General features: G+C 69.2%; 4 protein-coding genes. 1 reads left to right on the forward strand and 3 read right to left on the reverse strand.

From position 1 onward, the window contains the following. Positions 1 to 92 precede the first annotated feature (92 nt). Both ACFYR3_RS28215 and ACFYR3_RS28220 read right to left on the reverse strand, forming a co-directional pair. Positions 93 to 1,142: a hypothetical protein gene (locus ACFYR3_RS28215; protein ID WP_389284993.1), complete on the reverse strand. Its 1,050-nt coding sequence runs from the start codon at positions 1,140 to 1,142 to the stop codon at positions 93 to 95. Beyond that, positions 1,139 to 1,579, reverse strand: coding sequence for a hypothetical protein (locus ACFYR3_RS28220; RefSeq protein ID WP_389284994.1), 441 nt, complete (start codon positions 1,577 to 1,579; stop codon positions 1,139 to 1,141). Before ACFYR3_RS28220 ends, ACFYR3_RS28215 begins: the two co-directional genes overlap by 4 nt. Positions 1,580 to 1,911: 332 nt before the next feature. On the opposite strand from ACFYR3_RS28220, the gene ACFYR3_RS28225 reads away from it, so the two are divergent. Continuing rightward, positions 1,912 to 3,324 carry a hypothetical protein gene (locus tag ACFYR3_RS28225; RefSeq protein WP_389284995.1) on the forward strand — a complete coding sequence of 471 codons (1,413 nt, stop codon included), beginning with the start codon at positions 1,912 to 1,914 and terminating at the stop codon, positions 3,322 to 3,324. 35 nt (positions 3,325 to 3,359) lie between these two features. Here the strand turns inward: ACFYR3_RS28225 and ACFYR3_RS28230 are convergent, their stop codons facing one another. After that, a complete protein-coding gene (locus ACFYR3_RS28230; protein WP_389284996.1) occupies positions 3,360 to 22,388 on the reverse strand; it encodes a UvrD-helicase domain-containing protein in 19,029 nt (6,342 codons plus the stop codon). Between the last annotated feature and the right edge of the window lie 11 nt (positions 22,389 to 22,399).

Consider the following 22,399-nt stretch of genomic DNA (forward strand, 5'->3'; position numbering starts at 1 on the left):
CACCACTGGTCAGACGGCCATCCACCGGGAATTCCGGTGGCCATCAGCCTGGACTCGACTGGCCACACACCTGGACTTTGCCACGGCCGCCGTCAAGCACGCCGTACGGCGGCCTCTTCCGCACGCTGGAGTGCCGTGAGCCGAGAGCGACGCTGGATTTCCAGCGTGATGCGCTGTACCTCTTCTATCAGCTCCTGGACACGGTGCATCGCCTCGGCGGCGCCCGGGGGAACCGCTGCGCCTTCGGGGAGTTGCTCGGCCAACTGCCGGAGTCCGTAGGAGGCGGTCAGCGCCCGGTTCATGACCTGACCGCGCCGGCTGCTCAGCTCGGGCGGGGTGAGCAAGGCCAGGGAGTCCGCGCGCGCCAGTCGGGCCAGGGTGGCCAGCACGTCCCCCTGGCCCATGCCCTCCAGACCGGCGGCCACGCCTGGCTCCAGGCGGCTCTGGTTGAGTTCGACCGGTGCGATCCGGTCTGCCCAGGCGAGCAGGTCGGCGCGCAGCAGCGTCACGGCCTGCGGGTCCAATCCGTAACCGGCGAATGCCGCATCCGGGACGTCGGCGACCTGGGCCAGCCGGACGTACAGGTCCCCGCGCACCCGTGTCTCGGGGAGCTGTCGGAGCCCCGCGATTCCGATCGCGTAGTCGGCCAGGTAGGAGTCGACGTCCCCTTGCCCCAAGTGTTGACTCAGCACGGCCAGGTCCACGAAGTCCTTGGCAGCCAGGCGGTGTTCAGGAGCCTCCAGTTTGCCGTAGAGAAGGTCCCCCATCGCCGCGACCGGCATGCCCGCGGCGGTATGAGAGTCGAAGTAGCGTGGCATGCGGGCCATTTGAACGGTGACCGTGCCGTACTCGGCGTGCGTGACCAGCAGGTCGCTGTTCTGGTCGTATTGCGCGAGCAGGTGGAAGGCCCAGGTCCGGACCTCCTCAACTCGGTACCCGTGGGCGGCCAGCGCGCCGGCGACGGCCGCCCGCACCGCCGGGGAGTCCTGGACCTGGTCGGTGAACACGTTGATGTCGTGGGCGGGTCGTGCCCCGGCGACACCGAGGGCATGGAGTGCCAGGGATCCGGACAGGTGGTAGCCGTTCGGGCCGCAGGCGGCCAGCACGATACGGGCGACCGCGAGCATTCCTTCGGCGTTCATGGTGCGGTCAGCTCCGGGAACCGCCGCTCCCACACCTGCACGACGGCTTGCGGTGCGAGCCGTTGGCGCCACAGGCGGAGCAGAACGTCACGGTTGATCAGTGCTGCCTGCTCAGTCGCGGTTCCTCGTACCCGGAGTCTGCGATACAGCGCGGCACACTGTGGTGCGTCCGCCACGTCCACGAGCGCGGACACGTCGCCGTCGACCAGATGACGGGGAACGTCCACGACACCCGATCCGGGGCCCGCGAGAGCGTCGAGGTCCGTTACCACCTCGAACCCGTGGAACAGGAGAAGGTCACCGACGCCAGGCGCGGTGAGCACATGAGCGATGTCCTCGGGTATCAGCCCCTGGCGGGCAGCTTCGCCGATCACTCCCTGCTCGGCGCCCCGCAGGCGTGCCACACGCGCGAAATCGGGCCGGGGGGTGCTGACCATGTGGTCCGCTCTCCTTTGGTGATGCGTCAAGTACACGCATTGATTGACTAGTTGCGGCGAAGTCGCCCGCTATCCGCGCCGTTCGCCTATAACTTCACCGAACGGCGGCTTCCCTTTGTGGAGAAGTCATCCGACTGTCGCGCCAACCCCACCACACAATACCCCCCAGGGGTATCTAAAAATGTGAGAGTGTGGCTTCGACCGGCTGCGATACATGTCCCAGAACGGAGGACTTGATGACTGACTGCTCCATACCCGTGCCGACCGGTGCACGTAGTGCGTCCTCGGCAACAAGATCGCGCCGCGCGCCACACCGGGAGGTTGTTGCGGGAATGGCTGCACTCGCCCTCGGCGCGCTGGCCGCCTGCAGCGACACCTCGGGCGGCAAGGCCGATCCGACCGCCGGGGCAACGCGCAAGGCTGCGGCACCGGTCCGGCTCCCGGTCCCGGACGGATTCGACACGGGGACCGGCTGGAGCACGTCGGCGAGCCCCGAGGCCACCGATGACGAGTCGGGATCCAGCGGATTCCCGCTGGTCACGGTCGCGCCCAAGAGCGGTCTGGTGGTTCAGGCAGCCGCCGACGGCTCGCGCGTGCGTGCTTTCTCCCTCGCCAGCGGCAAGACCGCGTGGACCTTCACCCCCAGGGCCCTCACGAGTGCCCGGACCGGTGTCTTCATCCAGGAGGGCAAGGCCGGGGAGAAGGTGGTGTTGGCCCGCCAGGGCAAGACCAGCGGAAGCGGCCTGAGCACGTCGCGCCGTACGATCACGATTGATATCATCGCGGCGGACTCGGCCAGCAAGGCGACCGCTGACCATCACCTCGACCTGACGGTGCCTGACGACACCGCCTCTTCCTTCACAGCCACCGATTCCGGCTTCCTGGTCGGCCCGGTGACCGACGGCGTGCACGAGAAGGCCGTCACGATCGACGCGGCCACGGGCGCCCAGCGCACCGTGCAGAAGAAGACGATGACGGTTTCCGGCTGCGGCTCGGGGTCCTGCGCCATCCAGGCTTCTCCCGCTTTCGCCACCGCCCGGGGCGTGGTCTCCGCTTTCCAGCAGCAGGACGGATGCGACCAGTGGGCCGAGGGCGGCACCCCGTGCACGCACGGATTCCGGGTCGGTGATGCGTGGACCAGCACCAGCGTGGCCCCCAGCGGCATGCACGTCGGCATCCCGCTCGCCGTCACCGGGCAGTACCTGGTGGCCGCCTGGCACACGAGCGACACGCAGACCGATCCGCCCGCGCTCTCCGACACGGACAAGACCATCCTGGCGGTGCACGATCTCGCGACGGGGAAGATCAAGGCGCGGGTGAGCTGTACCTCCGCCGATGCGCTCACCCTTCAGCCCGGGGCCGCGCAGTCCTCCACCCGCCTTTCGCCGAACGGTGACTTCCTCGTCTCCGGGCAGGCTGGGTTCGACCTTGCCACCGGCCGCGGGCACTGCTTCACCAGCACCGCCAGCGCCAAGGGCATCGATCTGACCGCCGTGGCCGACGACGGCACGGCGTACGGCATCGTGCACGTCGTCGACGACACGGAAGCCACGTCCCTGTACGGGCGGCTGCCGATCACACAGGACGGGGCGGACACCCCCGAGCGCGACTCGGCCCGCGTCAGCGTGCGGAGCGGGACGGCCAAGGCGCTGGCCGCCGCGTCCGAGGTCCCGCTCTATGTGGCGGCGGACGGGCACGGTCTCTTTTGCACCCGCGACGTGGTCGCGGTCTATCCCGCTTCCTGACCGCCCACCGCGCTGAGCCCCGAGCATCGTCGTGCCTACCTGCGGCCGACGCCGCTCGGGGCGTTCTGCTGCCCGTGAAGTCGATGCTCGGCCTGCTCTCGCTCGGCCTGTCCCCGTCGTGACGGACGTGGCGCCGCTGCGGCGGAGCCCGCGGAACCCTGCGGCACTGCGGCGACCGCCTCCTGGGCCGCTTCCATGGCACTGGCCAGCAAATCGTCGGGGATCTGTGCCCCCCGCGCCTGGGCCGTGGTCCGCAGCGCCGCAAGGAAGGCCTCGGCGGTCAATCCGGCGTGTGGAGATGCCGGTGGTCCCCCGGCGGGTGCAGCTCCGGCGATCTTGTCAGCCGTGGCCCGCGAGTTCGCCGCGATCGTCTGCAGGACTCCCGCGGCCCGTTCCTCGGCCGGGCTGGTCGCGGCAGCCCGCGCGAAGTCCGCGCGGTCCTGCATCCGTTGAGCCTGAGCTGCGAATGTCTTCACGGTGACCGCCGGCCGGTTTCCCTCTGTGGCGGACGACTGCCGTCGCCGTCCGGCAGCCGCCTGCTCGATCTTCGACGGACCATCCGTCGGCGTCGGCCGGCGCCGACGCGGGAGCTGCGGCCCCGCAGCGGCCTCCTGTTCTCCCGCCGCCTCCGCCTGCCCGCCGGCAGGCGTCGGCGAGGCCGGGGAGGGCGCGGCCTCCCTCAGCGCCCAGTCCCTGTTCTCCTCGCCCCGCACGTAGGCGAAGCCCTCGCCCGCCAGGTGCTGCGGCACCTCGTCGCCGCGGCCCTGCAGGAAGAGGTCAACGCACTCGTTCGCACGGCGGCCGGCGTCCGTCCGGTTGCCCGGGCGCGCGTTCTCGTGGTTAAGCAGGCTCATCAAGTCCCGGCGGGACAGCCCGCGATCGGGCTGGACGTCCCGTCGTACGGCGGTCCTGACCTCGTCGAACCAGGCCGGGGTCAAAGGTTCGTTGACCGGCTGCCATCGAGGCGCCGGACCGTCGGCCGCCCGGCTCGCGTCCACGAGGCTCTCCGCCTCGCCGGGTGTGACCAGGACGTTCCGCACGCCGCCTTCGCCCTGAGGCCCGACGATGCCGAGTTCCTCCATACGCGTCAACAAGGCGTCGGCCTCGGCTGCCGGGATGCCGTACTCGTAGACCAGGTCCATGGCCAGGGTGTACTCCTTCGCTGCCACCTGGAGGACGACAGCGCGGAGCCGGTCCGGATCTCCCGCCAGGCTCTCGCCGACCCCCGCGGGCTCGGCCTCTGCTGCCGAGGGGCCTTGTGGTGCGGGCGCTGCGGTCTCTTCACCCGCTGCGGGTGTCTGCTCGGCCCCCTCGTCGACGGCGGATTCGTAGGTGCCCAGTGGAGTGCTCACGTCCTCGGGCAGGTGACCGTGGATGTGGGCAATGTGGTCTTCGGCAGTGTGGCGCAGGACGCGCAGCAGGTTCCACCGCAGGCCGTTCCGGCCGCCGTTCGCGGCCAGCCGGTTGATCAGTGCCTGTGCTCCGGACGAGATGATCTCCAGGGTGCGGACCCACAACGCCCGTCCAGTGCCCAGGGTTTGGCGGTCCGTCATGAAGCGGCCCACGCCGAGCCAGCCGTTGTTGACGGCTTCGCGCACCGCGGACCACACGGATGCGATCCGGCGCCACACGGGATTCTGTGTCAGGGCCCCGAGCCGCTCCGAGACCGCACCGTAGATGCCGCGGATCGACTCGACGCTGTTCGACAGCATCGCGCGTATACGGCCCCGGTCGTCGCCGCTTGTGCCGTTCCCCGTGCCCTGGCGACGGGCGGCGAGCCGCTCGGTGAACCAGTGCCAGGCGCGGCCCAGTTGGTCGGCTAGGTCGATGCGTTGGCCGGCGGGCAGTAGCCCGGTCAGCCTGTCCGCGCGGGTCGCGGCAGCCCGGTGAAGTCCCCACACCGCCCGCCAGCCACGCGAGTCACGCTGGCCCGACCGTTCCAGGCGCCGTGCTAGGTGCATCGCCCCGTGGGAGATGGCCCGCGCCGTACGGGCTTCGATCGTCCGGTTGATGCCGTGGGCGCGGATGTCGCGCAGCGTCGTCTCGGCGTAGGTCAGCAATGCCTCCCGGACGGTTCCGCGGAGTTGCTGTCCCGCCTGGCCGATCGAGCGGATCATCGTCCATTCAGGGGTGCCCCAGTAGTAGCCTGCCTCGGCCTCGGCGTTGCCCATGGCCGCTTCGAGGGCGGCGGCGTCACCGGCCTCGATCGCCGGGTCCTCGGCCGCCGACAGGATCGGGTCTGCGTCGATGCTGGTGAGGATCCCGGACAACGCCTGCCGTGTGGCGGCGTACTGTTCCCGCAGCCGCTGTTCGTCCTCGGCGCTGAATCGGGGCCGGGGTATGGGGGCTTGCGTCTCGGCCGGAGGTTCTGCGCCGCGCAAGAGGGCGACGATGTCCTCGAAGTGCCGGTCGAAGTCGTCCTGCCCCGGAACTTCAGGCTCTCCCGTGACTGCTTCGGCCGCAGCCATGCGTTCCTCCTCCATCAGGGCCTCGTACTCCTGGTCCACTTCCATCGCTGCCAGTTCCTCGGCCGACACCGGCTCGTCTTGTTCGTCAGTGCGGCGACGAACGCCCTCCTCCGGGTCCGGCTCCCATTCGGCGCTGCTGTAGACGACGCCGCCGACCACCAGGTCATCGCCGATGACGTCCCTGAAGAATTCCAAGTCGTCGTCTGCGTCCGTTTCGGCCGGCGAAGACGTCTCCGTCTCCTGGGCCTCGGCAGTAAGTCCGGACTCCGGGGCCCTCTCCTCCTGCGCCGACGGCAGCTCGGCGACCACTGCGGTCGCCTCCGGCTCGCCCGGATCGGCCGGAGCGGGTTCCGGTCCCGTGCTTGCGGTGGCTGCGTCGGCCTCCAGAAGCGGTGCGGACTCCGCGCGCGGCGGTTCCTGACCGAGTCCTTGAGGTTGCGCCGGCGCGGTTTCGGGACCGGCGGCAGCGCCGGGGCGTTCGGCCAGACGCGTCTCCTTGAAGCGGGAGAGTAGCCTGGTCCCTTCGTGTTCGCTGTCGATCAGGGCCTGCACGTCTGGGGTGGCTTCAAGACGGGTCAGCTGTTGCTGTGCCTGGGTGTACACCGCGAGGAGCAGGTGTCGGTCTTCCTCGGCAGCGAACGCCGTGCGTGTCGCCAGCGAACGCCCGGCTTCGGCGACGGTCGTGTGCAGGTCCCGGCAGGCACTAAGGAGATCGTCGGCCGAGGAGTGTGTGGTATCGGCTGCGCGGATCGCGCCACGGAAGGCCGTCTGGATACGAGCCGCTTCGTTGGCGTCCGTGACCCCGGTTTCTTCCTGGAGTTCCCGGGCTTCGGACAACAGCAACCGGCCCGTGGCCGAGTTGGCCCAGGCGTCGTAGGTGCTTTCCGTGGCACAAAGATCGTCCAGGAAATCGTGCTGGCTCTCGTACGGCAGGTGCTTGGGCAGGGTGTTGGCGCCGGGTGCCGGGCCGGTGGCCTCAGCCGCCACGGGCACGTCGGGCTGGTGCTCGTCGGCGCGGGGAGCCTCTTCAGACGCGGTGGCGGAGTCCGGCTCGGTGGTGGGCGATCCAGCAACGGGGGGCGCCGTCTCCGGCACGGTTTCCGCCGCGGTGAGCCTGTCGCGCGCTGTCGCTGAGGCGGCGAGCGCGAGGGGGCGTGGTGTGTCTGCGGGAAGGTCGACGAGCCCGGCCAGCGACTGCGGAAGCAGGAGGGGCTCGACATGGTCGTCCCGGTAGCCGCCGGTTTCCCACGTGTACGAACGGAGGTCACCCGGCCCGACGACGAGGTCTCCGACGATGAAGACTTCGGTGTCTGCGCTGACGACGGAGCGTTCTCGCACGATGAACGGCAGCCGTTCCTCGGACACGTCGGTGATGCAGTCACCTGGTTTGAGTTCACTGAGGCGGCAGGCGCCGTTGCGGCGGTCGGGCAGCAGCGCCCTGAGCGCGGTCACCCGCTCCAACGTGGCGATGTCGGCAAAGGAGTCCTCCATGCCGCCGAAGTCGATCGGCAGCATCTGCCCCTGTTCCCAATTCTCGGCGGCCCGGATCCGTGCGAGGCGTTCGTCTGCCGTACCCGTGAGGTGAGCCTCCAAGGCCTCTTTGATCACAGTGGCCTTGGTGTCGCCGAGGATGCGCCGTAGCTCCTTGTCGGCTGCCTTCCAGCGGCCCGACTCGCCGATGACCTCGAAGCCCCGCTCACTGCGGGACATGGCGTTCTTGGCCCGCCAGGCCGCCGCCACCAGCTGACGCCGTTCCGGCGGCAGAGCTGGACGGAGCCACGCAAGGACCTTGGCCAGGGTCAGCCGTCCGGCGCGGATCGCTGTCATGACATCGTCAGAGGCCTTCACATCGATCTCGATGGCGCCGCTTCGGGCGTAGGCACTGGCGAACTCGTTGCCCGCCTCGTTGTAACCAGGCTCCGACGGCAGGCGAATCCAGCCCTCGTACAGTTGCGGGGTCGTCTTCGTCTTCTGGTCCGTTTCGAAGATCAGTTGGCCGAAGTCCCACGGGCTGAGCTTGCCCAGTGCCGCGGCGATGTCCCGGTCGCTCAGTGACTCCGGTGCGCGCTCCTCCTGCTCGGCAGGGGCCGGAGGCTCGCCGGTGTTCTCGGCGGCCTCGGCGGCGGGTGCCGGGGCGTCCGTGGCCTGGGGCTCCTCAGCCGGCTGCGCCTCGTGGGTGGCGATGAGCGTACGGAGGCGGGCGTAGTGCTCGGTGACCGTCGAGTTGGACAGCTCGGCAATGCGTTCGCGGGCCCGGTCCACCTGCACCTTGACCGGTGCCAGGGCCGCGTCGACGTTCGGCCACACCTGCTGTCCGTCGGGGCTGTACGAGGTGCCGGCCAGCCCCATGACCTGCTCCAGGGCATCCCGTGCGGCGGCGGCCCTGACCTTGCGGCTGCGCGCTGCGCGCTCGATGTCGTCGACGGCCTCCAGGCAGAGGATCAGGCCCTGGCGAACCAGTGGGTCGGTGAGTTCCGGCAGGCGGTGCGCTTCAGCGAGCTGGGCGTCGAGGTCGGCCAGCTGGTCCGGGGCGTCAGCGCGGGCCTGGATCAGGGTCTCGAAGGCGTTGAAGGCCTCGGTGGCGAGCTGGTCGATCTGGGCGCGCAGTTGTTCCGCGGCCTGGGTCACCAGGGTGTTCAGGGCGGAGTCGGGCTGGGCGAGTTCGGGCTGGGTGTGCCGGAGGTTCTCCTCGAACTGGGCCCAGGGGTTGTCCTGTTCCCAGATGTCGCGGACCTGGTTGTCGCCGAGGGCCTCGCGCAGCTCGCGGGCGAGGTTGGGGATCTCGTTCTTCTGCCCGCGGCGGATTCCCGCGGTGCCACGCTTTTTGATCTTTTGGTCGTCCCAGGGCAAGGGCACGATGCCCGGGTCGCTGTCCTGTGCGGCAGGAGCGGTTGTCTGCTCGTCGGCGGGCGGAGTGTCTGCCCGGCCGGCGAAGAGGGATGGCTGGTCGGCGCCGTGGAGTGGTTCGCCCGGGTCCTGCAAGGTGGGGGCGGTCGTCCCGGGCTGCTCCTCAGGGCCGGGCTCCGTCTGGGCGGTCCGTGCGGTTGCCTCCGGCGTGATTTCGGTGTCGCCGGTCGGCTCAGGGTCGGCAGGCTCCGCAGTGGCGGCAGCGGCTCGGCGAACCGGGGCGGCGGTCTCGTTGTCTGCCGCCTCGGTGATCGCGCGCTCCGGCTGCTCTTCGGGGACAGCGTCCGGCGTCGCGGTCTCCGTGGCCTCATGGGACGTGGGGGGCAGAGGCGGCTCGGGGACGGCGGCGGTCTCGTCAGCGACCCCGACAGGGACGGGGGCGGTCTGCTGGGGTGCCGGGGTGGCAGTGATCTCGGTTGGGAGGGTGTCCGTGAGAGTGACGATGGAGTGGATCCAGCCGAGGGAGCCGATGTCGAGGCGTTTCCTGGCTCGGGTCACCGTCACGTAGGCCAGGCGCAGCTTGTCCTGTGCGGGCAGGATGAGTTCGCCGGTCTTGGTGTCTTCCTTGGGCTGGGGGAAGTCGCTCCAGATCTGGACCTGGTCCCATTCGCGGCCCTTGGACTTGTGGGCGGTGGAGACGACCAGTTCGGGGCGGGTTTCCTCGTCTCGGGCTTCCTCCGGGACCAGGTCGCGGATCATGTTGATCAGGCCCTGGGGTGTGTAGCGGTCGACGAGCCGTACGAACGTCTGCAGGGTGGTCGCGTCCTCGTCGGATTCGGCGTACTCCTTTACCTCGTTCCAGTTCTCGAAGGCCGAGAGCTCGGGGTGCTTGGTGTGGCGGCCCTGTTGGAGATCTCGGGCGGCCCGGGCGATGTCTTCGATGTCCCGGCCGCCGCCGACGAGTGCCACGCGCTTGCCAGCCTCGAATCCCGCGAAGACGGCGGAGATGGCTCCGACGTTGGTGTGGGTCAAAATCGCATCGGGCTCTTCGACGGTTCCCAGGACTGTGTCGAGTGTGGGTGCGCCTTCCAGCCGGAGGTTGGATTCGAGGAGAGCGAGGTATGCGTTGCCCACCTCGGCGACGGCGGGGCCGAACCGCCAACTCTGTGTCAAGGGCAGGACCACGTCGGCCGGCCAGTCCTGAAGAGCATCGACGGCACCGCGGAATTCGTAGATCGCCTGATTGCTGTCGCCGACGACGATGATCTGGGCGTCCTGGTCCTGGATCACCTTCTTCAACACGGGATTGATGTCCTGGGCCTCGTCGAAGAAGATCGTGTCGAAGTTCAGGCGCGGGTTCGACAGGGCCCAGATCTTGAGATAGTCGTCGTGGTCGAAGAAGATCTTGTTGCTGTTCGGATCCGCGATGTCCGCCCAGGCCCGGCGGGCGTACTCCAGCAGCGTGCGTGCGGCGGGGACGTGCGCCCACTTCTCCCCGAGGTGCTGGCGCCCGAGTTCGGCATCAGCGCTCTGCCGGTAGCGGCGGAGCGCCCCCATCACGATCTTGGCGATGTCCTCGGGCCCGACGTACTGGAGGTTGCCGTCGCGGTCGCCGACCCGTATCTCAGTGGTGATGCCGAGCGCAGCCGCGACGTCCTTGGGACGCCGCGAGCCGCTGTTGCGCGAGCCGGCGATGGACACCTTGTGCCGGTAGGGGGTGTTGCGCAGATCCTGCAGGGCGAAGGAGTGGCTGGTTCGGGCGGTGACGTTGCGGCCGAACTTCTGGCCCGCTTCGTCGGCGATGGAGCGGTTGAAGGCGATGTAGCCGATGCGCCGTTCCAGCATCTGCGCAGCGATCATCACCAAAGTGGAGGTCTTCCCGGTGCCCGCGAGCGCCTGCACGGCAACGTGCTTGCCCTCGACGGCCGCGTCGATGATCGCCTGCTGCTGAGCGGTTGGCGGGTACTTCCCGCTGGCCACGGCCGCGACCGCGCCCTCTTGGGCGTCCCTGGCCACGAGGAAGGCCCGGACTTCCTCTAGGACCTGCTCTTTCTGCCCACGCATGCCGTTGTAGCGCCAACGGCCCTTCTCATACTTGAAGTTCCGATCCCGCTTCAACAGCTCGCGAAGACCGTCTTCCGCGGGGGCGCCGGTCGTGCCCGTGACATAGGTACCGGTCCTGTCGCTAACGATCTTGATCCGGCTCGTCCAGGGTCCTCCGGCCGCCGTCTCCGGCTCGGTCGCCGTCACGCTCTCCTCCTGTTGCTCGTCGGCCGGGGACATCAGCGCAGGCGCAGGTTCCGGCGCCGGAGCCGGTGCGGCATTCCCTCCTTGTGCGGGGCTGCTGGGGCCGACGTGACCGATGACGACGCGGTCGCCGAAGGCACCGATCAGCTCTTGCAGAGGCGCGGCCCCTGGCTCGGGCTGGTCGGGTCGCTGCTGGGTATCCCGAGCGGCTGCGCCTGTGGAGGAGGCGTTCTGGGCGGCGAGCGGCAGCCGTCCCAGGGCCTGCACATAGGGCAGCTGGACGAGTTCCTCCACCTGCTTCCAGGTCAGGCCGTCCCCAAGTGACAGCAGCCGACCGTTGGTCCGATGAAGCAGCTCACGGGGGAACACCGTGAACCCGGTCTTGGAGGTGAGGTTGAGTTCGCTCTCCGGGGCGATCAGGACACCGTGCAGCAAGTCGCCGTACCGCCTGTCTTCCTCAGCGGCCTGAAGCAGGATCACGGCGTCGGGGATCACACCGTTGGGAAACGCGAGGGTGGCCACGACACCGAACTGGATCTCCGCGTCGTTCGGGGGGCGTTCGTCGTAGCGAGGCAATGCACCAAGGTGCTCCTGGGTGAGCGGTTCGACGGCGGTACTCAACAGCTGCTGAGCGTCGATGAGTGCAGGCGGAGCGGGAGCGATCTGCTGGGGAGCATGAGGGGCGGTCTGTTCCGGGTCGGCGGTCTGTTCCTCGGCCGGGTCTGCCTGATCTGCAGAGGCAGGGTTCTCGGCCGGTGCGAGCACTTCCGGCGTGTGCCGGTTGCCCTCGTCTGCGCCGGTCATGGGAAGGCACCGCACCGCCTCCTTGTGCGGCAGCGCGGCCAGGGCTTCGGCTTCTGCCCAGGGGATCGGGCGTGCGAGCGGCAGTACGCGGGAGTCGGGCAAGAGCAGCAGCTCTTCGGGAGTCCAACGGGCGTCCACGCTGCTGACGACGTGATCGTTCGCCGGCACGATCTGCGCCCCGTACACGAGGAGATCGTCGCCGTCGTCCTCCACTTGCTGCAGCAGCAGGAGCGCGTCGCGAACCTGTCCGTCCCGGAAAGGCAGTGTCGCCAGGACGGCGAGACGGACGTCTTCACCGGGTCGGTGCTCGGCGCCGCGGGGCAGTGAGTGCAGGTGCTCTTCGGTCAGGAAGGGCCCGGTGAGCGTACCGGTCGAGGACTCGCTGACCGCCTGGGCCGAGGGCTCGGCGGTGTTGCTGTTGCGCGGAGCGGCGCTCTGCCGACTCTTGCTCGCGGCAGATGGTGCCGACGATTCGGCCGTCGCCGCGCCAGCTTGGCGGGCTGCGCCTGCTTCGGCGGGCTGATCGGTCGGCGCTGCGGACACGGCTGCGTACACCTGCTCGAAGGCGCCTTCCGCGTACTGCTCCTCCACTCCCTGGCGGTCGTGGCGGAACCAGTCCCGGAACCTGTCACCTCCTGCGCCTGTTGCCGACAGATCGGCGGCGCTAAGCCAGGCCATGAACAACTGACGGGCTTCCTCGCGGGGCCGCCCGTCCGCAAGCAGCGCCCGCAGATGGTCATCGGCGAGGGCCGCTCGCACGGCCCGTTCCTGGGCGTCGTCGCGCATCGCGGCGGCCCAGCGGGCGCTCTCGGCCTGGAAATCGGCGCGCTTCCGCTCGCGTTCGCTCTCGTCGGCAGCGGGCGAAGCCGCTGGCTGCTCATCGGGGACGGGCGGGCCGGACTCCTGCGGCACGGGGGCCACGGTCTGCGCACGCAGCTGCCGGTAGGCACGGGGGCCTGCCAGATCGAGGACCTGGCGGTGTCCGTCCTCCTTGAGGTAGGTCCACAGCAGGTGTTCCGAACCGCCGTCCGTGATCAGTTCGTCGGCAGCGGTCGCGAAGACAGCGAGGAAGTCGGCCTGTTCGTTTGCGTGCGCGGCCTGGACCAGAGCAGGGTTCTCGCTCGCTGTGTTCACCAGCCACGCCGCGACGTCCTCGGGGTCGGGGGCCATGGAGTCGCGCAGCAGATCGCGGACCGTCTGCTGGATCACCGCGCGTACGGCGGGAGCGTTCCAAGCCGGTGCCACCGGGCTGTCGGGCAGGTGCTCGCTGAGCCAGGCTTCGACCTCCTCGTCGGACACGAGTGAGTCGGAGAGCTTCGGCGGTCGTTCCAGGAGGGGCAGCGCGGCATGCGCGGGCAGTGTCAGGCCCGGTATGTCAGCGCCGCGCAGGTCGGGAACCTCTTGGGCGGCGCCGGTACGCTCGGCGGGGATGGCGACGTTGACCAGCAGGTGTCCCGCGGCGCTCCTGGGCGCCACGGTTATCTCGATGCGCCGCTGCTGCACCTCTGCCGGCTCATGCCCAGCCGCCTGGCCGGTCGGCACGGAGGCCTGCTCGTCCTCACGGGTGTCGGGATGACGGGGGCTGCCCGGTGCCGGGGCGGGCTCCTGTCCGACCGGTTCCGAGCGTTCGCCCTCGGCCTGTGCTGCCGGGAGCGCGGGAGTCCCGAAGATCTCCTGCCAGTCGTCTCCTTGCTGGGCGGTCGCGGTGATACGCGAGGCCAGCTGTACGGCGTACTGCTTCATCGTGCGGAAGTGGCCCATCACCACGGGGGCCCGGTAGCGCTCCTCCTCCAGATTCTGGGCGAGGACCAGGACGGTGTGGGCGAGCTTGGTGCAGCGCTCGACCACGGTGCCGGCGGGATGCGTGAACGGATCACGCACCCGACCCACTGGACCGTCACACAGCTCCTCCATGGCCAGCCAGACCGCCTGGCCGTCCGGTCGGGTCTGCACTCCTTGGCCGGTGAGGCCCCGTCCGATCAGACGTCGGCCCGCCGGGGTGTCTTTCAGCCCCGACAGCGCGCCGTACATCTCCCAGAAGTCCTGCTGGGCATCCTCCTTCGACGTGTACGGCTCACCAACGGGGATGACGATCTCGGGAGCCGTGTCCTGCTCGGGCTCCTCGACCATGCGGAAGGGACGTCCCATGCGGGTCAGCTCGTCGGTGAGATTCCGTACGTGGAGGTCCCGTGTGGGACGGCTCATATTGCGCCGCAGGTACCAGAATCCCTGGTTGCGGCTCCACCTGAACTTGTGGCGGTCCAGAACAGCACGTACGGGCGCGTCGGCGTCCTCGCTGGTAGTGCCGCGGACCACGGTGCCCCGGTGGTGGTGCTCGATCTCCAGGGCGGTGCCGGTGGACGGAGGGGTCTGTTGCGGCTCGGGGGCGGGGCTGTGTTCGACGTCGAGCCGCTGACGGCGCTGGGCAACGCCGGCCTGCACGGCCGCGACGGTCTCCGGGCGTGCGGTGGAGGCCCGGCAGGCGACCGCGTGTTCGTAGGAACGGCGGACGAGGTCGCCCAGCCGCTTGGCGTCGTCGGGATGCCGGTAGTCGCTGGCGCGCAGGCTCAGCACCAGGTCGTACGCTGCGTGCACCATCGCCGTCACGTGCCGGTTGACCTCGTCCAGGGTCTCGGCGGCGAGTGTGACGAAATCGGCGGCATACCGGGTGTCCCGGGCAGCGTCGAGGGCCTCGCGGGCGGCGGACCCTTCAGGCGTGCTGTCGAGCAGCGCCTTGGCGGTATCGCTCGCCATCCACCAGTTCCACGCGGATTCCGCCTTGTTGGCGCCGCCGACGAAGTCGTCGGCCGCCTCGTACGGAATCTCCTCCATGCCCAGCTCGTGGGCCGCGAGGCGCTGGTGGTGCTGGAAGGCCTTGCGGGCCAGGTCGCGCAGCGCGTACCGACTGACTCCGTCCTCGGCTTCCTGCGCGGCGCCGAGGGCGTAGGAGGTGACCTCCATCCAGTCGGTCAGGGCTGAGGCGACCGTGTCGTGCGGCCGGCGCAGCATGAGCATGGCTCCGCGCAGCTGGTCCGAGTACGGGCCGCCGTGGTCGTCGTAGGCGTGCGGCCACTTCGGGAAGCTGTCGAAGATGTCAGACAGAGCACGCCCGATCTCGGCGCTGTCCTGGTACCAGGGAGCTGTCAGCCGGAGTGGGTCGATGTGGTCGAGGACGGCGGTGTGGTCGTCGTCGAGGTCGGCTGCGTCCAGGAGCAGGTCGGCGAGGTCGTTTCGACGTGCCTGCATGCGGGCCAGGTGGCGCTCCGTGTACTGGGCGGCCTTCTGGGCGGCCGTGCTCACGTCGTGACGGGGGTCGCCAGCGAGCTGTACGGCGGTCTCGGCGAGGCGGTCATAGAGGCTGAACACGTCGGCGGGCGTGTTCGGTTCACTCTCGATGACTGCCGCGGCTGCCGCGACCGCCTCGTGGTGTGCCGGTTTCGGGCCCGGGGAGTCGCTCTCGTGTCGTGCGAGGACATGCCGGAATTGCTCGGCGGCCATCGCGACGTAGTGGCGTCCACCGACCAGTTCCGCGGCGTCCGCGTAGCCTTCGAGGACGATCGCGAGGTTCGCCACCTGGGGCAGTGCCGAGCCGAAGCCCTCGCCCCCCGCGCCCACCGCACTGGCCGGCGGGGCGGAGGCTACGGCTACGGGAGTCTCGGCCTGCGGATCGGTTGTCGAATCCGGCTCCGGTGAGGGGGCGGCGCTGGTCGTCGGTTGCGGTGCTGGTGTGGTCGTGGTGGCGGACGACGGCGCAGGGGTGGCCGGTTGTTCTGTGGCGAGCTGAACGGAGAACCGGACACCGCCGGGGCCGGAGACCACGAGTCCGTCCTCGGTCTCTTCCAGGTCCGTGCCGTCGGCGGCGAGTTGCGCCAGGCCGGCCGCGAGGTCACGGCCGCTGACCGGGCCGGCGTTCAGGCCCTGGGGCCCGGCGACGATGTACTGGTCCCACGGGAGGATGCCGGGGATGAATTCCAGGGCGTCTTCGTCGAGCGTGAGAGGTTCCGGGGAGCGGACCAACTGCTGGTAGGCGTCGCTGCTGGGGTCCTCCACGGTGCTGCGGTACCGGGATGCGTGGTCGCGCAGGCCCGTGTAGATCTCCCAGTTCCCCTCGGTGCTCCGTCCGTCTTCTCGCTCCCACTGTTCGACCACGGCACGGCATTCGTCGGCGACGTGCTGCAGGTGCGCCCACTCGGGTGCCACGTCCATGCCGAGCAGGCGGGCGATCCGACCCGTCCGGCTGGCGGCCATCGCGGTGTCGGCCGCCGCCGTCAGGGCGTCCGCCCGCTCGCCTGTGGCCAGGCGCCGGGCATGGTCCGCCGCCCAGCGGCGGTACGCGGTCAGTGCTGCTTGCTCGGCGGCCCAGGACTCGGACCGGTCGGTATAGGGGGTGTTCGGTACGTGCCCAGGTCGCTTTGCGGTCGCGTCTGGTGTCGTCGCCGGGACCGGCTCCGGATCGTCTGCGGCGTCGGGCGGTTCCTGTACTGTCCGGGCGGTTTCTGCCGTTGGCGCGCTGTCCTGAAGGCCGTCTCCTGCGGCGGGCAGGTTCTCGGCCGGCCCGGCTACGGACGTGGAGGCCGCCTCGTCTGGTGTCTGTTCCGGTGCGCGGGCGCGGGACGGCGGTGGGGCATCGGCCAGTTCGGCGTCGGCCGCGGTTTCCTGCTGAGTTGCGGGTCCGGGCTGGGGACGGTCGGCCGTGTCCGGGTGGGCCCATGGCGCGATCTCATAGAAGCGCACCCGCATCGCCTGTCGGAACGCGGTTTCGTCGCCATCACCTGCCAGGGCGGCCTTCAACGACTTGGCTCGGCTTTCGAGTTGGTCGGTCAGCCAGGCATCGAACAGGTCACCTGCCTGGCTGCCGCTGGCGCGAAGATCACGCTGGGCGTCCTGAAGGAGCTGGTCGATGGCCGCCTCGTACGCCTGGGCGACACTGGCAGGAAACTCCTCGGTGAGCGGCGTGACCCTCACCGACCCGACGGGGCCGGTGATCACAACCGCGCCCGTAGCGTCCGGTTCGATCGCGACGTCCGACCCGTCATGGCCGAGCTGTTGCACGATGTCGTTGAGGAACCTGCCGCGCGAGTCGCTGAGGGTCCCGCCGAGCATGGTGTGCTGATACCAGCGATCCGGATCAAACGGTCGGCCCGCGTCGGGCGCAGTGGCGCCGGGCTCCGGTTGACGTGAGGGGAAAGGATTCGCTGTTGCCGTGGTCGGCTGTACAGGGCGCCGTCGGCCTTCCAACGGGGCGACGCAAGTGGCGTGCTCCCGGGCGGAGCGGGCCACCTGCTCGGTGAGGTCCCTCATCGCGCGCCCGGTCTCGTTGAGCCTGAAGCGTGGAGAGTCCAGGTGGGACAGGAAGTCCTCGCAGTCGCGAGCAAGACCATGGAAGAGATCAAGGGCCCACGGATCGCCGCCGGAGACAGGGGTCTCGTCGGCGGACCCACGCGCATGGTGCAAGGCCTCGGCCAGCGCAAGCCCGGCCTGCTCCATCTGACCGGCCAGTTCCTGGCCCCGGCCGGACATCCCCTCGACGACGTCCAAGTTCCGCCAGGCGGCGAAGTCCGCCAAGACGGCGTCTTCACCCGCAACGGCGGCAGCCTCATCCGGATACGGCGGCGGGGCCGACACAGCATGGCCAGGTTCTCCGCCCGCGCCGGCCGCAGCGCGTTCCGTCGTACCGGCATCCGAGCCGGCGGGCGCGGCATCTGGCATGGCCCCGGCATCCGTGCCGTCGGCCAACGCGTCCAGGAGTCCGCGGGTGGTATCGCTCAGGTCGTCGGGCGTGAGGGTCGCCGGATCGACCTCCACCCAGCCGTCGGTGGAGCCACCCGCCATGACCATGGCGTCGTGGACCGCTGCGTCGACCAGGTCGGCGCCGGGTTCGGTGACCCCCGCGTCGTGAACTTCCGGCTCGCTTGCTTCCGCGGCTCCCTGCACGCCGAGGGCTTTGGTCAGCTTGCGGTGCTGGGCCTCGATCTTGTCGAGTTCGGCTTGCTGCGGGAAGGGCTTGCCGACCAGTTCCTTGGCCCGCGCGATGTTCGCCTCGATCCGGGCGACGTGCTGCTCTGCCTTGGCGTGAACGGTCTCCAAGCCGTCCAGGGCGTTTTCCAGCTTGCGGATAAGGCCGACGCGATCTTGTTTGGCCAGGCCGCTCGCCGACAGCCAGATGGTGTCGACGGGAACGCCCTGGAAGTACACCCCCACGATCAGGCCCTCGAAGCTGCGCTCCGTGAGGGCGTGGACCGGGAAGGCGCCGAGTTCCCCGACGACGGCGTTCTGCTGCGTGCCGGTGCCGACCGAGGAGCGTGCAAGCCGCTCCAGGCGCTGGGCCAGTGCCTCGCCGGCCTCCCGGCGCTCGTCGTAGGCGCGGCCGTCGACCGTCATCGTGAAGGCGTCGCCTCGGGTGCCGGTGCGCCGCTGCATGGCGGCCTGGGCCTCCTGCATGCGGGCCTTGAGGTCTTGGACGCGCCGCCGCCCCTGCTCGCCGGTGACTTCGTAGGCGAATTGCTCGTCGTGCCACATCTGCTGGTCCAGGCGCAGCTTGGCGAGCATGCCTTCGACGCGTTCCAGCTGTTCCAGCTCTGGCTTGTCCGCGGCGACGGCGAAAATCACACCGGCGGGGATGCGTCCGTCGTCGCCGTCCTCGGCAGCTTCCAGGATGCGGCTGGTGTCGTTGATGTCGAGGATGGCCTCGGCGAACGCCTGCTTGGTGGCGACTTTCTGCCACAGGAACGGGTCGTACGACTTCTTGGTGACGATCGCGGTGTGGTGGATTTCCTTGTTCTGGTTGCCCTGGCGTTTGCCTCGCCCCAGGCTCTGGATGATCGGTGTGGCCTTCCAGGTGGGGTCGATCTGCATCACGTGGATGACTCGTTTTTGCAGGTTGCGGCCCGTGCCCAGGCCGGAGCGGCTGCCGACCAGCACGGCGATCCGCCCTTCACGGGCGTCCTTGTCGAGCCGGGCCTTCTGCTGCGGGTTTTTCGCCTCTTGGTCGAAGCGGATGAGGCTGCCTGGCATGCCGCGAGCGGTCAGTGCCTCGCGCAGCGCCTCGTAGAACACGAACTCCTTGTTTGGGCCGGGCACGCCGAGGTCGCAGAAGGCGAGTTGCAGGCTGCCGCGGTTGGGTTCCTCGTTGCCGTCGTCGCCGTAGTAGACGTCGTCCTTGTGTAGCTGCCAGAGGCGGAACAGCTCGTCGGCGGCGACGTCGACCTTCTGGGCTTCGTCGGTGCTCTTGTTGACCAGCCGTACGTCGAGCGAGGCCAGGCGCCCGTCCGTGGAAATCCACAGAGTGTTGTCCTCGACCAGCTTGCCCTTGCGGTTGTACTTCAGGTCAGGGCTGCCGAGGCGGATGCCCATCATCCGCCGGCCCAGCGACTGCATTTGCTGGCGCAGTTCCGGGGAGGCCTCGGCTTCCAGGATCCGCATCTCGCCGCCGATGATGGCGGGTTCGCCGAGCTGGAGATCGCGCTTGAGTTTGACGTCGGCGACGGTGAACAACACGCGTTTGAGTTCGGTCTGGTTGACGTAACGGGCGTAACGGGCGCGGGTGGAGAAGGAGTTGCCGTCCGGGCTCATCTCGACCCGGTTCACGGGCTGGATGTAGGTGGAGACGAACTGGTCGTCCTCCTCGATGCCCCATTCGTCGCGCAGCAGGTCGGGGGCGAGGTATTTGATGGCGGTCAGGATCTCCATTGGGGAGTTGTCCACCGGCGTGGCGGTGGCGTGGGTCGTGACCCGGCCGCCGTAGTTCTTGCGCAGGTAGGACAGCTTCATGTCCATGTCCGCGGTGATCTGGTTGCCTTCGAGGGCGAGTTCGCGGATGGAGGAGATCACCCGGAGGTTTTTCAGGGTGTGGGCTTCGTCGTAGAAGATGTAGGTGCTGCCGGTGCGCTCGAATTCGACGCCCGAGTCGCCTGACGTTTTGAGTTCGTCCTCGATCCGCCCCTTGAGGGTGGCGATCTGGTTCTCGATGTCCTTGACGGTGTACTTGTCGTCGCCGTCGGCGTTGTCCAGGTGCGCCTCCAGGCGCTTGACCTCCTGGTTGATGTAGTCCAGGCGGGCCGGTTTGGACATCGGGATCTTCTTGAACGCGGTGTGGCTGATGATGACCGCGTCCCAGTTGCCGGTTGACCAGCGGGCGACGAACTTGTGCCGGCGTTCTCCGGTGAGGTCGGAGGAGTCGGCGACCAGAATTCGGGCCCGGGGGTAGGCATGGAGGAACTCGCGCTGGAACTGGCCCAGAACGCCCTTGGGTACGGCGTAGACCGGCTTCTTGGCCAGGCCGAGGCGGGTCAGTTCCATCCCGCCGACGATCATTTCGAGGGTCTTGCCTGCACCAGTGCCGTGGTAGAGCCCGACGCCGTGCTTGGAGGCGCGGATCCGGGCAACCGCGGCCTTCTGGTGAGGGTGCAGCGTGTAGGCCTTGGACAGTCCTGGGGCCGTGATCTGCACGCCGTTGTAGTTCGGCGGGACGATGGCGTTGTAGCGGTCGTTGTAGTACCGCAGCAGGGTTTCGGCCCGGTCGGGGTCTTCCCACAGCCACATCCGGAAGCGGTCGTCCATCTGCTTGGACTTCGCCAGGGCGAACGCCGTCGCCTGTCGGTCGGTCACCACCTGTCCGTCGGGCGGTATTTTCTTGGTGACCAGGATTTCCTGGTTGTTGAGCAGGTTGCTGGCAAGGGCTTGGGCGGAGCGGGCCTGGGTGCCCCAGACGGTGCGGGCCAGCAGGCTTCCGGTGTCTCCGCCCTTGACGCTCCAGCGGGCGCCGAGGTTGCTGACCTTGATGTCGTCGTCTTCCAGGATTTCGCGCAGGAACTGCTGCACGTACTTGGCGCTGACCCAGGCGGCGCCGAGCCGGCTCTGGATCTCGGCGGGTTGCAGGTCGCGGGGGATGACCTCGCGCAGGTCTTCGACGTTGACGGCGTACGTGAGGTCCTTGGCCGCGGCCTTCTCGGCCGCGGCGAGCTTGCGGCGGACGTTGCCCGACAGGTACTCCATGCGGCGCACCAGACCGCCGGCCGGATCGTCGTAGACGAGGGTTCCCAGCGCCTCACGTGCTGCGCGTTCGCTGTCCAGGCCAAGCAGGGCCGCCACGATGTCGAGGCGGATCTCGTTGTGCTGGTCCCAGCAGATCAACGCCGCATCTTCCGGGCTCTCCGCCCGGGTCAGCGGCTCGGGCGGGGCAACGACCCGCTTGGCGAACAGGTCCGCCTTCTTGGCTGTCTGCGTGTCCTCGTCGAAAGCCTCCAGCGCGAGGACGTACGGAGCGAAGGGGTCGTTGCGGAACCCGCCCATGCGCGGGTAGGTCCGGCGCTCGGTCGCGTTGTCGTCCTGTGCCGCTTCACCGGAAGGAGGGTTGTTGACCTTGAAGCGGTTGATCGGGCCGAACCGTGCCACGTACGCGTCGTAGCGGCGGTTGAGTTCTGCCCGCAGCTGCGTCATGCGCGGGGTGATGAGGTGGTGCTCGGACTCCTCGTCCAGCAGGGCCACCGCGATGTCGCGCAGGCCGATCAGCTCGCGCAGTTCCCTGGCCTGCGCCTTGGCAGGCACGTGCGGGACGGGCCGGCCGTTGCGGATCTCGGTGAAGGTGCCCTCGGGGCCGAGTTCCAGCAGCCCGTCGTACTTTTCCAGCGCCCCGTGGAAGACCATCCGCTCGGTGAAGGTGCGGCCCGTCTCCTGGGCACGCTGCGCCACCTGGTCCAGGGCCGCAGCGAGGGCGGTGTCCACCCACTGGTCTGCTTGCACGACGAGATCGGGGCCGTGCCTGGCGATGTCGGCCTTGGGTGTGCCGAGCACCATCTCCGGGTGCTGCACGAAGTAGTTGTTGATCTCGATGGGCTGCGGTGCCACGCCCGGCCGGGAGCCGGGCAGGATGGTCGGCTCGATGTCCAGCCAGTCGGCATCTGCCGGGGGCTCTGACTCGGCGCGGCGCCGGAAGATGAGCATGTCGGTCACGACCGGCGTGCCGGCGGCCTCCTGGTGGGCGCCGCTGGGTAGGCGGACCGCGCCGAGGAGGTCACCGAGGGCGGCCATCCGCTCCCGGGCCTCTTTGTGGGTCTGGTCGGTGCCGTCGAGGGTGTAGCGGCTGGTGATCAGGACGACGATGCCGCCGGGCCGGGTGAACTCCAGGCTCTTGAGGATGAAGTGGTTGTGGATCGAGTGGCGCCGCCCGGGGTTGTACTTCCGGTCGGTGACCTTGTACTTGCCGAACGGGACATTGCCGACGACGACGTCGAAATCCTCTTCGGGTGGCCGGGTGTCGGCGAAGGACTCGGTGAGGATCTCCGCGGTCGGGTAGAGGGCGCGGGCGACTGCGGCGGTGATGGAGTCGACCTCGACGCCGACGATCTCGGCATCGGCGGGGGCATCGGCGAGAAAGCGCCCTGCTCCCACGCCGGGCTCCAGCACCCGCAGTTGTGCTCCGGCCGGCACTCCGAATCGCTGCAGGGCCTGCCAGACGACGCGGGCGTAGGCAGGATCGGTGTAGTGGGCGTTCAGGGTCGAGGAGCGGGCCTTGGCGTACTCGTCGTCCGACAGGATGTCCCGCAGATGGGCGCGTTCGGCCGCGAACGTGGCGGCGAACTTCTTGCGCTCGTCGAACAGGTAGGGGGTGGCGCCCCAGCCCGTCCACTGCTGGAGCACCCGCCGTTCGGCCTCGGTGGCTGGTCGGTTCTCCGCCCGCAGCCGCAGCACAACGTGCACGGCCGCTATGT

Source organism: Streptomyces sp. NPDC005784 (assembly GCF_042871525.1).
Lineage (GTDB): Bacteria > Actinomycetota > Actinomycetes > Streptomycetales > Streptomycetaceae > Streptomyces.

What these genes read in the sequence shown, in the direction of transcription:
- ACFYR3_RS28220 (WP_389284994.1), bottom strand. Translation starts at nt 1,579, where the DNA reads ATGGTCAGCACCCCCCGGCCCGATTTCGCGCGTGTGGCACGCCTGCGG.
- ACFYR3_RS28215 (WP_389284993.1), bottom strand. Translation starts at nt 1,142, where the DNA reads ATGAACGCCGAAGGAATGCTCGCGGTCGCCCGTATCGTGCTGGCCGCC.
- ACFYR3_RS28225 (WP_389284995.1), top strand. Translation starts at nt 1,912, where the DNA reads ATGGCTGCACTCGCCCTCGGCGCGCTGGCCGCCTGCAGCGACACCTCG.